General features: G+C 71.3%; 9 protein-coding genes. 8 read left to right on the forward strand and 1 reads right to left on the reverse strand.

Annotated features, from left to right (window positions below; translation table 11 throughout):
- Positions 1-5: 5 nt before the first annotated feature.
- From LN251_RS42435 to LN251_RS42470, 8 genes are read left to right on the forward strand one after another with little or no spacing between them, the layout of a single operon-like run.
- Positions 6-1,472, forward strand: a complete 1,467-nt coding sequence (locus LN251_RS42435) for a glycosyltransferase family 4 protein (RefSeq protein ID WP_458249457.1) — start codon at positions 6-8, stop codon at positions 1,470-1,472.
- Positions 1,469-3,904 carry a lipopolysaccharide biosynthesis protein gene (locus LN251_RS42440; protein ID WP_458249458.1) on the forward strand — a complete coding sequence of 812 codons (2,436 nt, stop codon included), beginning with the start codon at positions 1,469-1,471 and terminating at the stop codon, positions 3,902-3,904. The genes LN251_RS42435 and LN251_RS42440 overlap by 4 nt, the downstream gene beginning before the upstream one ends.
- The gene (locus tag LN251_RS42445; protein WP_458249459.1) at positions 3,901-5,721 is read left to right on the forward strand and encodes a glycosyltransferase; all 1,821 of its coding nucleotides are present in this window, start codon (positions 3,901-3,903) and stop codon (positions 5,719-5,721) included. The genes LN251_RS42440 and LN251_RS42445 overlap by 4 nt, the downstream gene beginning before the upstream one ends.
- A gap of 6 nt (positions 5,722-5,727) precedes the next feature.
- Positions 5,728-6,540, forward strand: coding sequence for a PIG-L deacetylase family protein (locus LN251_RS42450; protein ID WP_458249460.1), 813 nt, complete (start codon positions 5,728-5,730; stop codon positions 6,538-6,540).
- Positions 6,537-8,147: an ArnT family glycosyltransferase gene (locus LN251_RS42455; protein ID WP_458249461.1), complete on the forward strand. Its 1,611-nt coding sequence runs from the start codon at positions 6,537-6,539 to the stop codon at positions 8,145-8,147. The genes LN251_RS42450 and LN251_RS42455 overlap by 4 nt, the downstream gene beginning before the upstream one ends.
- The gene (locus LN251_RS42460; RefSeq protein WP_458249462.1) at positions 8,137-9,237 is read left to right on the forward strand and encodes a glycosyltransferase; all 1,101 of its coding nucleotides are present in this window, start codon (positions 8,137-8,139) and stop codon (positions 9,235-9,237) included. The genes LN251_RS42455 and LN251_RS42460 overlap by 11 nt, the downstream gene beginning before the upstream one ends.
- Positions 9,234-10,583, forward strand: coding sequence for a hypothetical protein (locus LN251_RS42465; protein WP_458249463.1), 1,350 nt, complete (start codon positions 9,234-9,236; stop codon positions 10,581-10,583). The genes LN251_RS42460 and LN251_RS42465 overlap by 4 nt, the downstream gene beginning before the upstream one ends.
- Positions 10,580-11,653 (forward strand): GNAT family N-acetyltransferase, encoded by a 1,074-nt coding sequence (locus tag LN251_RS42470; protein WP_458249464.1) that lies wholly within the window; start codon positions 10,580-10,582, stop codon positions 11,651-11,653. The genes LN251_RS42465 and LN251_RS42470 overlap by 4 nt, the downstream gene beginning before the upstream one ends.
- A 25-nt stretch (positions 11,654-11,678) precedes the next feature.
- Here LN251_RS42470 and LN251_RS42475 read toward each other — a convergent pair whose 3' ends face one another.
- Positions 11,679-12,764 (reverse strand): GNAT family N-acetyltransferase, encoded by a 1,086-nt coding sequence (locus LN251_RS42475; RefSeq protein ID WP_458249465.1) that lies wholly within the window; start codon positions 12,762-12,764, stop codon positions 11,679-11,681.
- Positions 12,765-12,924: the final 160 nt, after the last annotated feature.

Consider the following 12,924-nt stretch of genomic DNA (forward strand, 5'->3'; position numbering starts at 1 on the left):
CCGCCATGACTGCACTGAACGAACTCGACCGAGCCGACATACTCTTCCTCAACTGGCGCGATCCCTCCCACCCGCAGGCCGGCGGCGCCGAGGCGTTCTGCTGGGAGACCGCCCGCCGTTTCAGCGAGGCCGGGGCCCACGTCACGGTGTTCACCGCCCGCCACCCCGGTTCCGAACCCGGCTCGATGTCCGACGGCATACGGATTGTGCGCGGCGGCGGCACCTACGGTGTCTACACGGCGGCCGCCCGGCACCTGCTGCGCCACCGGCACGCCTACGACGCCGTCATCGACTGCCAGAACGGCATCCCCTTCTTCTCGCCGCTGTTCACGCCGCGCTGGACCGCCGACCTGTGCGTCGTGCACCACGTCCACCAGAGCCAGTTCGACATGCTTCTGCCCAGGCCGCTGAACGTCGTCGGCAGGCTCCTGGAGAAGCAGGTCAGCCGTCGCGTTTACCACGGGCGGCCGGTCGTCGTGGTCTCTCCGTCCACTCTGGAGGGGATCCGGCGTGAACTCGGCTTCCGCAACCCGGTCTACATCGTGCCCAACGGCAGCTCGCTCGCCGGTGCGTTCAGCGCGTCCGACGGGTCCCCCCGCGTTGCGCGCAGCCGGACGCCGGCCATCGCGGTCGTGAGCAGGCTCGTACCCCAGAAGCGACTGGACCTGCTGGTCCACGCCATGCCCGCGCTGATGCACAAGATGCCCGGCATACGTCTCGACATCGCCGGAGACGGCAGCGAACTTCCCCATCTGCGGCACCTCGCACAGCGGCTCGGCGTCTCGGACGCGGTGGCGTTCCACGGCCGGGTGAGCGACGAGCGCAAGTGGGAGTTGCTCTCCCGGGCATGGCTCACCGTCGTCCCGTCCGTCGCCGAGGGCTGGGGTCTCACCGTCATCGAGGCCAACGCGGTCGGTACTCCCGCCGTCGCCTTCGATGTGCCGGGTCTGCGCGACGCGGTCCAGCCCGGTCGCACCGGATGGCTTCTGCCACCCGACTCGGACCTGGCCGGCGCAGTCGCGGACGCGCTGGCCGAGCTCACCGACGCGGACGTGCGGCAGCGGACGGCTCGGCGGTGCCGGTCGTGGGCCGAGACCTTCTCCTGGGAGAGCACCGCGGAGCGACTTGCCGCAGTGGTCCTGGAGGAGATGGCGCGGACCCGGCGTCACCGGCGCTCGCGCCGCCGGCCGAGCGATCTCTGCGTCATCGGCAGCTTCCGGGTGACGGACGGTAACGCGATGGAGCAGCTCCTGCGCCACGCCCTGCGGCTGACCGACGCCTGGAACCGGTGCGGCGACGGCACCTTCCGGGTGCTCCTGCACGGCTGCGACGAGGTCCGCGCCGCGAGAGCCCTTCGCCGCCTGAACGTACGGCCCAGCGAACTCACCCTGGCCAGCCGCCGGGACGTCCTGGTGGGAACCGGCCGGACCTCAGACGGCACCCACAGCGAAAGTGACCGCACCGCGCCATGACCTCCATACGCGTCTCCGCTCCCCGAACGGCCGCACGGCCGGACGATGTCACAGCCGTGCAGGGAGCCCGCTGGATCACCGCCGCGTGGCTGACCATCGGAGCCCTCAACTACGGTTACGCCCTGCTGCTGACCCGGTCGCTGGCCGTGGACGACTTCGCGACCTTTGCCGCGGGACAGGGACTGGTGCTGTGCGCGGCGACCATCGCTCTCGTCGCCATCCCCTGGGTGCTGGCTCAGGCCCTGGCACGCGCGCGTTCGCAGACCGATCGCGCCGATGCCGTCAGGTTCTCCGTCGTGATCGCGGTGACCGGCGGCGTGGTGGCCGGCGGTGTCGTCGCCCTGGTGGCCTCACGGTTCGCCGGCGCGACCACCGTCGCCGCGCTCGGCGTCGTCACTTTGCTGATCTACGTCACACGGGTCAGCGGTGGCTGGCTCCAGGGCACCGAACGGATGCGCACCCTGGCAGGCGTTCTCACCGGTGAGGCGGTCCTGAAGGTCGTCGTCGGCCTGTTCCTCGTGTCGGTGCTGGGGCTCGGTGCCACCGGCGCCCTGGCCGCGTTCGGGATCGCGGCGCTCCCCCTCCTGATCTGGTGGCCTTACCGGATGACCCGCGGACGCGGGCGGTGGGCCCAGGCACGGGCCAACCGTGACCTGTGGCGCCGGGCGGTCGAACTGGGCACCGTGCAGAGCCTGGTGGCGCTGATGGCCACCGTCGACCTGGTCCTGGTCACGCTGCTTCCGGCCGGCGCGGCGGCCACCGCGAGCTATCAGGTGAGCGTGATGATGGGCCGGGCGCCGCTCTTCCTGGCCAGCGCCGTCTCCGTGGCGTTCTTCCCCGCGCTGTCCCGGCGTCGCATGGGAACACCGCTGGCCGCGAACGCCATGCGGATGTATCTCATCGTCGCCTTCCCGCTCGCGGCCGTCTACGCCACCACACCGCCGGGAGTGCTCGACGTCATCTTCCCGGCGAACTACGGCATGTTGAGCAGGCTCGTCATGTTCACCGCGGTGTCGGGGTTCGCCATCGGCGGCATCAACCTCGTCTCCACTTTCTTCCAGGCGGTCAACGACCAGTCCTGCCAGTCCCGTCAGGCCGTCGGAGTGCTGCTGTTCGTCGCGGGCCTGATGATCGGCTGGCGGGCCGGAGGAGTACTCGGAATGGCGATCGGCGGTTGTTGCGGCGCTGTGGCGGCGCTGCTGCTGCTGGTGCGTCTGCTGGTGCGCAGGCAGGGGTTCGGGGTGTTCGCACAACTGCCGCTGGTCGAGCCGCTCGTCGTCACCTGCGTGCTCGTGGCACTGCGTCCGGTTCCCGCGGCGTGGCTGGTCGCCGCGACGGCCACCGGAATCATGGCGGCCGTGCGCTTCCTTCGTCACCGGGCGACGGCCACCGCGCACGGCCGGTCGGAGGATTCGGCACCCCGGGAGGACACACCGGCACAGGCCGCGGGCGCGGACCGTGAGAGCGCGGGCGCCGACCGTGGTCCTGGTGGGGACGGCCCACGCCGCGGTGCCGTACGCCCCCGCGGGGATACCGCCGGCGCTCGGCTCCTCCTCGACGCCGTGTGGCGCCATGACGTCAGGGCCGCGGACGAGGACGAACTGCGCCGCGCGCTGGCGGTCGCCCGGGACAGCAACACCGAAGCCCTGCTCGCCCGGTGCTATCCGCGGCAACTGGCCGAGACCGTGGCCGAGGTGGAGGAACGCGACGCGTCCTTCCGCAGCAGTCTGCGCGAGGCGACCGAGCGGCTGCTGGCCGCCGGGATCCCGAGCGTCCTGATCAAGGCGGACGGGCCGGGCGAGCACGTGGGCGGCGACTTCGATCTGGTGGTCCCCGACGGCCGGTGGGCAGCGGCGGCCGAGGCCCTGTCCGGCTGGTCCGTGCGCCGTGAGCGGTACTGGCTGGAGCGTTCGACCAAGGTGCTCCTTTGGCCGCCCAGCGGACCGGCCGCCCACCTGCACGCGTCCGTGTGCTGGTTCGGCGTCCCGGTGATGTCCAACGACCGGCTCTTCGCCCGCGCGCTGGCCGCGGACGACCGGCCCTGGCTGGAACCCCGCCCCGCCGACCGGCTGCGCATCTGGCTGGCCCACGCGCTCTTCCAGAATCTGTCCTTCGAGCTGTCGGAGCTCCTTGCCATCAGGCCGCTGTTGCAGCCGGACGTGATGGCCGAGGCCTGGCGGGAGTCGGTCCGGGAAGGCTGGGGCACCGCCCACGGCCAGGCCCTGGCCACCGCCATGGAAGCCGTCGGACGGCTCGACCGGGGTGAGTTCGTCGCCCTGCCCGTGCCCCTGCCGGCCAGGACCTCGCTTCACGTGGCGGTGGAGCACACCCCCCGTCTGCTGCGCGAGGGGCGCATCGAAGGCGCCGTACGAGAGGCCGCGCTCAGGATCCCGCTGTACGTCACCAAGACCCGAAAGGCGGGGACCTCATGACCGGCCCACAACACTCCTCACCGCGCCCGCCGATCCCCGGCCGACTGCTGGTGGCGGTGTCCGGCCCCGACGATTCCGGCAAGACCACTCTGGTGGGCCGGGTCGTGGCCACGCTACGGCAGGAGGGCTGCACGGTCACGAGGACCTACTGCTACGGCTGCGTGGTGTGCCGCCGCTTCCCCGGACGGCCCCGGTCCGGACGCCCTACGGGCCCGTCGTCGCAGCGCGGAACCTGGTTCGACGCCGTTCACGCCCGCATCGACGCGTCCGAGACCGCCCTGCGGCTGGCCGGCGCGCGGGTGCGGGCCGCCGTGCGCCGGCTGGCACTGCGCCGTCCCTGCGTGATCCTCACCGACCGGGGACCGCTCGACTCCCTGGCCAAGTTCGATCCCCCGGCAGGCTCCCGGACGGCTGCGCTCTTCCGCCGCCTGGCCGGCGCGTACGACCTGACGCTGCTCCTCGAGAGTCATGCCGGCGAGGAGCCGGCGGGCGACGCCGCGGACGGGAGGGACCCGGGACGGCACTGGCAGGAACGCTACCGCCGCTGGGCGCCCGTCTCGGCCGACGTTGTCGGTCTCGACGCGCGCGCCACCACGCCGGCCCTCGCCGCGGACGCCGCCTTCCGGCTCATGGTGGCGCGCGGGAACACGTCGCGTGAGCAGCCCCGCGCCGACGCCTCCGACGGGCCCGTGCCACGCCCGCGAGCGCGGGTGGTCGTCTCAGCCTTCGACACCGTCCAGAGCACCGACTACCGGGGCGGCGGGTCGGTCGTGATCGATCATGTGGCCCGCCGCCTGGCCCAGGATTTCGACGTCACCGTCGTCACCGCGGCCGCCCACGGCGGAACACAGGTGCGCGAGGGGCTGCGGTACCGCTTCGTGCCTGTCTGCAAGGCCGGTCCACGGGCCGCCCAGTTGCTGTTCCAGGCGGTGCTTCCCCTCGTCGCCCGAAGGATCCCGCACGACGTGTGGCTGGAGAACTTCACTCCCCCGTTCACGACGGGTCTGCTGCCCCTGTTCGCCAGGAAGCCCGTCATCGGGATCAACCAGTGCCGGTGCAGCGACGCCACCTGGCGGAAGTACCACCTCCCCGTCTTCCCCATCGAGCACTGGGCCCTGCGCCGCCACCGGGACCTGGTCGTCATCAATCAGTCGGACGCCGCGGAAGCCCGGCGCCACAGTCCGAAGGCGGCGGTACACCTGATCGAGAACGGTGTGGACCAGCGGCACGTCGAGGAGGACGAGTTCGGCAGCGGCGGGAGCATCCTCTTCCTGGGCCGGCTCGACGTGAAGCTCAAGGGCCTCGACCTGCTGCTGACGGCGTACGCGGCGGCTGCCCCGGCCCTGCCGCTGATCATCGCCGGACACGGCACGGCGGCCGAGGAACGCAGGCTGGAGTCGCTGCTCGCCCACACGGGCGCCAACGTCCGCCGCCTCGGCTTCGTCGCCTCGGAACGCAAAGAGCAACTGCTCAGGGAGAGCGCGTTCATGGTCATGCCCTCGCGCACCGAGGCGTTCGGGCTCGTCGCACTCGAGAGCATGGTCCACGGCAAGCCGGTGCTCCACTTCGACCTGCCCTCCCTGGCCTGGATGGAGGGCAAGGGGAACATCGGCGTTCCCTGCTTCGACGTCGACCGGATGGCCGAGGAGATCGGCCGGCTCGCCGCGGACGCGGACCTCCGCCGTGCGCTGGGGCGTCAGGCGTCCCTGGCGGCACGGCAGTACACGTGGGAGGCGATGACCGACCGGTACCTGGCCACGGTGCGCGACGCACTCGAGTCGTCCGCCGCCGCACGGAGTCCTCACCGCGGGAGGTGATCGTCCATGACTGCTGATCCGTTCTCCACCTTGGTGGACAAGGGTGTGCCCCTGGTGGTGCTCTCACCTCACCTCGACGACGCGGTGCTGTCGTGCGGGGCTCTGATGGCGCACACCCGGCAACATGCGCCCGTCACCGTCGTCACGCTGTTCACGACGGGGGCCCCGCCGCCGTACACCCTGTCCGCTCGCCGTTTCCTGCATCTGTCCGGGATGCGTGACGCCGAGGAGCTGTACGCCGCTCGCCGCGGCGAGGACCGGGATGTGCTCACGGCCATGGGCATCACCTGGCAGCACATGGGCCTCACGGAGGGGCTCTTCCGCCGCAAGACCCTTCGCGGGAGGGAGGCCGCACACGGTTTGAACCGGCTGCTGCCCGAGCGCGACCACGTCTATCCCACCTACCGTCGGCATCTCGCCGCCGGCCGCATCTCGCCCTACGACGGCGACCTGTTGCGCACCCTCACCCGCACCGTCAGGTCGCTCGCCGCCCCGGAACCGTCCGGCGGAGCCCGGCCCTTGCTGCTCGCGCCGCTCGCGATCGGCGGGCACGTCGACCATCTGCTGGTCAGGACGGCAGCCGAGACGAGCCGACACCACGTCGTCTACTACGGCGACTTCCCCTACATCCGGCACGAGGCAATGGACACCGACTTCGTACGCCGCAACGGCCTGCGCGAAGAAGTCACCTGGACCACGGGACTGGGCGCCAAGTCCGCCGCGATCCTCGGCTACCGCACACAGTCCCGGGCCATGTTCCCCGGCGGCCGCGTCCCACTCGGCCCCGAGCTCTACCTGTTCAGCGAGACCTCCTCATGACCACCCTCGAGGCACGCCCTGTGCGGACCACGCCGCCGACGACGCGCCGTGCCGTGCCGACGGGTGTCCTGGCAGTCGGCGTCTTCCTGCTGGCCGCGGTGCTGCGGCTGGTGAACGTGGGCCGTTCCGCGGACCTCTTCGTCGACGAACTGATCTACCGTCAGCTCGGCGTCAGCGCCGCGCACGGCGGTTTCCCCCGCACCTCCGAGGGCCTGTTCTTCCTGCATCCGCCCGGCTACTTCTACGTCGAGGCGGGCTGGGGCAAGCTCGTCGGCATCAGCCCCGACCTCGTCACCGGCCTGTACCAGGCCCGGTTGGTGAACGTCCTCCTCGGAGCCGTGACAGCGGTCCTGATACTGCTGCTGGTCAGCAAGGCCGGGTCCCGCGCCGCCGGTGTCGTGGCCGCCCTGCTGTTCGCCCTGGACCCGTACGTCATCCGGCAGAACGACCGGGTGATGCTGGACACCCAGACGGTGCTGTTCGTGCTGGCCGGATACCTGGTCCTGCTGTCCCTGGCCCGCGAGCCGCTGCCCGGCCGGCCCCGGCTGCGGGCCGTGGCGGCCGGTCTGCTCTTCGGGTTGGCACTGCTGACGAAGGACCACTCGGCGCTCATCAGCGTGCTGCCCCTGGTCCTCGCGCTGATCCTCGGCTGGGGGCCTCCCAGAAGACTGCTGCTCACCACGCTCGCGGCCACCGTCGTGCCGTACGGACTGTATGTGGCCCTCGTCGGACTCTACGGTCACTTCACACCGTTCTGGTACGACAAGAGCCACGGTGCGGCCCGCCTGCTCGGGATCGTCCAGGAGTCCGGGTTCCACGCCGCGGGGACTCCCTCGCTGACCAGCCGGCTCATCGACCAGGTGACGACGTTCGCCTCCACCTACGCGCTGCTTCTGCTCGGCCCTGTCGCCCTGGTGATCTTGCTGCGCCGGAAGGACCCCGTGCTCAGGATGCTGGCCCTGTTCCACCTGTGCGCCGGACTCACCCTGGCCTTCGCGCTCGCCCAGGGGACACTCGAGGAACAGGCGCTCTATCTGCTCATCGTGCCCACCGTGGTGGTGCTGGGCGCCGCGCTCGGAGTGGGCATCGAGCGCTTCCGGCGGCGCGACGGCCGCCGGGTGGTGCGCAGGGTCCTGCTCGTGAGCCTCGTCGGCTTCCTGACGGCGACCATCGCCTTCTCCGGCGCCTCCTACGCCAAGGTGCACACCGGACGCGACGACGGATACGCCCAGTTGCGCGGCTACATGCGCAAGCACGTGCCCGTGGGCAGCGCGGTGATCGCGGCCGATGGCGGCGCCAGCGGCGGTATCTCGTCGTGGGCGCTGCGGGACAGGTACGAAATGGGCGACTGGGTCACACCCGAGGCCCGGACCCGGGCGTACGCCCGTTATCTGGTCGTCCCCTGGAAGGTGATCGATCAGGGGTACGGCACGATGGATGCCCGCACGGCCCGGCACCTGGCGGCCGAGGGCCGGCTGGTGTTCACCTTCCACGGACGCTCCTACGGCACGCTCGCGCTGTACAAGCTGCCACTGCCCGACAAGGAGTATCTCCGGTTCCGGGCGTCCGCCCACGACCTGCGGACGGGGGCCGACCATGGCCGGTGACCGCAGTCGGCCTCGTGTCCTGCTCCTCACCAGCGGCCCGGTCGACGGGGGGCGGGGAGGTGACACCGATCTCGCGATGGCCCTCGCCCAGGGCATCCCCCAGGTCCGCTATCTGTGGTTCCGCAGGTGGCCCGGGCTCGACGAGACGGTGCGGGATCTGCCGGGGCGGTCCGTTCCCCTGCTGTCCCGTGACGGTATCCCCCGTCTGCCGGTGCGGGTCCAGGCTGCGGCGGCCGGGTGTGCCCTCACCCGGCGGTGCGACCTCGTGCACGCCGTGATGACCATCGGCAGCAGCTTTCCCCTCTTTTCCCGTCTCTGGGACCGGCTTGTCGGCGACACACCGGTCCTGCACACCGTCCCCGGCGTCATGAACCCCGCGCTTCTCGCACGGTCCCGCCCACTCGGGCCGACCGTGGCGCTGTCCGAGGTCACCGCGGCGCAGATGCGCACCGCCGGCTTCGGCCAGGTACGGGTCATCCGGCCCGTCGTCCGGCTGGACGAGTGGCCCCTCCGGCCCCGGCCGTTCACGGACAGGCCGACCGTGCTGGTCACCGGTCATCACGACACGGGAGGCGGTGCCGAGGAGGCGATCGCCTCGGCCGCGGTGGCGGCTCGCGCGGGAGCCCGTTTCCGGCTGGTTCTCGCGCTGCGCGACCGGCCGGGCCAGGACACCCGCACCCTGGAGGGGAATCTGCGTGCCCAGGCCGCCCGCCAGGGCCTCGCGGACACCGAAGTGCTCGGCAGCGGCTCGGACATGCATGCCCTCCTGGCATCCGCGGACGTCCTCCTCTACGTGCCCCGGGCGCTCGGCGGCAAGGCGGACGTTCCGCTCACCGTGCTCCAGGCTCTCGCCACGGGGCGCCCCGTCGTGCTGAGCGAGCTGCCGCAGTTCGAGTCCCTGCGCGGCACCGTGCTGACGGCCGCTCCGGGCGACTGCGAGCGGACCGGCCGTCTGTTGCGGCAGCTGCTGGACCGGCCCCGGTGTTGGCAGGACCTGGCGCGGCGGGGCCGCGTGACGGTCGAGGAGCGTTTCGGGGTGGCTCAGTTCGCGGCGCAGTACTCGAGTCTGTACGAGGAGTTGCTGGCATGACGGACCGCAGCGGGTACGGCGGCGCGACCGGACGCTCGCGGGCGCGCCGGTGGGTCGTCTACGCGGTGGTCGTCGCCGTCGTGGCCGCGGTGGTCTCCTTCATCCGTCTCGGCGACCCCGGCGACCCCCACCAGCGGTTCTTCTTCGGCACCCTGCAGACGAGCCCGCGCACCGCCGGGGCGGACAAGGCACGAGGCATGCGTATGGCCCATATGTCGGTGTACTGGGACCGGTTCGAACCGGCCCCGGGGCAGGTGGACCAGCACTACGTCGCCGCGATCAAGCGGAAGCTGCGGATGTTCCGGGACGCGGGACTGCATGTGGAAGCGGGCGTCGGGCTCAACAACCCACCGTCCTGGCTGAGCGGCAGGTATCCGGAGGACGCCTTCACCGACCAGGGCGGCGCGCGCTTCACCTCCACCCCGAACCTGGTGTTCAGCCAGGAGATCCGCAACGCGGTGGAGGGCTACCTGCGACGGCTGAACCAGGAGATCGGTCTGGGCAACTTCTGGGCGCTGCGCATCGGCGTGAACGGCACCGGGGAGTTCACCTACCCGCCACCGGCCTCGAGCAGCGGGGGCGCGGTGTCGTACTGGGCCTTCGACCGGCACGCGCAGGCGAGTGGGGCGGATCCCGGCCGGCCCGCGACCGTGCCGCCGAACCCCTACCCGGGCTGGCGGCCCGGGCAGACCACCTACCGCGGGGCCCCCTTCACCGCCGGCCGGGTATCCCGGTGGTACGACTGGTACGTCGCGGCGCTCGCCGACGCGGTGAACTGGCAGACCAGACAGTATGAAGCCCTGGGCTACCACGGGCTGCTGCTGGTGCTGATCCCCGGAGGCGGGTTCTATCCGAGCGACCTGTCCGCGGCCGTCCGCGCTCACCTCGGCGCGACGGCCGACGCGGGGCTCATCAGCCGCGGCGCCGGCTTCTTCCGCACCATCGGCCTGATCGAGCACCGGCGCACCGTACAACTGGTCTCCACCGCGCTGGTGGACGGTTCGGGTGCGCCCAGGAACAACGTCTGCCGGCCCGCGGACGGCGCCGTCACGCCGGACGCCCTCACCCGTGGCTCCGAGGCCCGGGTGCGAACGTGGTCGTCGGTGCGGTGGATCTCCCGGATCGCCGCGCGCGAGGGCTTCGTCATCAGCGGGGAGAGCGCGGGACCGCATGTGGCCGCCTACTACCCGGGCGTCATGAACGATGCCGCGCGCCAGCTGAAGTCCTGCGGGCTCACGGGACTGATGTGGGCCTTCGACCACAACCTGTACGACGGCACTCCCGGATCCTCACTCGAGGACTACGCCTCGGTGATCGCGAAGTTGCAGAGAGGAGCCACACCATGACGGTGACCGTGCTCACCCCGGACCGCCTCGGCGCCGCGGACATCGCCGCGTGGAAGGCTCTGCAGCAAGCCACTCCGGCCCTCGCCAGTCCCTTCCTGTCGCCGCAGTTCACCCTGGCCGTCGGCCGGCACCGGGCCACAGCCCGCGTCGCCGTGCTCTCGGAGGGGTCCGTGCCGGTGGGGTACTTCCCGTACGAGCACCACCGGCTGGGACTCGGGCTGCCCATCGGCAGCGGCCTGTCCGACGTGCAGGGACTGGTGCACGCGCCGGGACTGGACTGGGACGTCCGGGCGCTGCTGCGGGGTTGTGGACTGCGCCTTTGGCGGTACGACCATCTCACCACCGGCCAGAGGCCCTTCGACAGCGGTGTGGTGCGCAGGTCCGGGTCACCGGTCATCGACCTGACGTCCGGCTACGAGGCCTACGCCGGGGATCTGCGCGGCAGGTCACCGGCCCGGATGAAACAACTGGAGGCGAAGGAACGCCGGCTGACGCGCAGCCTGGGTGAGATATCGCTGGTGTTCGAAGAGGCCGCGCCCGAACGCCTCGACACGCTCATGCGCTGGAAGTCGGCGCAGTACCGGGCGAAGGGTCAGGTGGACCTCTTCGCCAAACCCTCGGTCGTGGCGCTGCTGCGCGGGCTCATGCGCACCAGGTCGGCCACCTGCACCGGCACGCTGTCCACGCTGTACGCGGGCGACCGACCCGTGGCCATGCACTTCGGGCTGCGTTCCGGGCGCATGCTCCAGTACTGGTTCCCCGCCTACGACGCCGAGGCGGCGCGCTTCTCGCCGGGCATCCTTCTTCTGCTGCGCATGGCCGAGGCCGCGGCGGCGAGGGGCATCGAGCACCTCGACCTCGGAAAGGGTGACGAGCGCTACAAGCAGGAGATGAAGACGGGCACCCTGGCTCTGGGCGAAGGGTGGGTGACCGTGGGCACCCTGCCGGCCGCGCTGCGGCACGCCCAGATGACGTCGGGGCAGAAGGTGCGAGCGATGGTGGCGGGGAATTCCGTACTGCGCCGGATCGCGCTCAGGGCCGTCAACACCCGTCAGCCGGCCGTCGAGTGACCACGGCGCGGGCGAGGTGGCGGGATCACCCTTCCTTGAAGCGGATCACGCGCTTGGCGGCCGACCTGAGTCCGCGGTCGACCGCGGAGACGGGGAGTCGTTCCCGGTAGTACCGGGGTGAGCTGAAGGGCTCCGCGCCGAAGCCCTCCTTGAAGGTGGCGAGCGATACCCCTTGCCGGGACCCGCCGAAGTCATATCGGAGGCAGCCGGCCGCGCACGCGTCGTCGACCGCCAGCCGGTGCAGCAGGTGATTGGCCCGGACAGGATGGGCCAGGTCCCGGTTCATGGCCGCGTGCCACAGCTTGGCGTGGTGACCGTAACGCAGGACGACGATCGCCGCGGCGGGCTCCCCGGCGCGGCGAGCCATCCAGATCGCGCAGGACTCTCCGAGCAGGTCGGCGACTGCTTCCAGCCGTTCCCTCGGAAACGCTCGCTTTCTGCGCCACCGGGCGAGCGCCAGCGGCTCGTTCTGCCGCGCGGCCCAGCGCACGATCGACTGCTCGAACAACTGGTAGAACTCCGGAACCAGCCGACCGGTACGGTCCACCTCCACGTCGACGTCCGAGCGTTCGGCCACGCGCACACCGCGCCGAACGCTCTGGTGGAAGCGTCGTTCCCAGACCGTGCCGAACCCGCCCTCGAGGTCGAGCACATGAACCGTGTGGCGGTCTTCCTGGAAGGCCGCGGGTACGGCGCGTGACCACACCTCCGAGTCCTCGGGGCGCAATCGCACACCGACCCGCAGGGCCGGTAGCCGAGCCAGGTCGTCGAAGACCGCCCGGGCCTCCCGTGGGCCCACCACCCCGGAGGAGACCGGCCCGCCGATGCCCCACTCTCCCGGCCAGGACTCCTGCACCGTCAGCGAGGTCGGCCGCCGGTGCCTGGTCACCAGGGGAAGCACGAACCGGCCGCCGCTCTCGAACTCGTACAACCGGCTGGCGTCCCGGAACCGACCCGTCGCGCACACGCAGTCGAGCCACGCCGGAGTCTGGGTGACGTTGGTCGCCGCATCCTCGTGGGCGAGCATCCACCAGGTCTCCCGTGGCACCGGAGTCGTCACGTGCACGAGCCCGGCGGAGGTGTCGATCTGGAGTACAGCGGGTCCGTTCACAGCGATTCCTGCCCGGCGGTGAGGCCTGCGAAGTCCGGTTCACGGATCGGGGGCAACCTGCCTCGACCCATGAGCCTAGCCCGCACGGACGACCGTGGCATCTCGGGCGATCATTCCGGGCCCGCGCGTGTGACGGTACGGACATTTACGTCGTACGCTC

Source organism: Streptomyces sp. MAI_2237, assembly GCF_054189285.1.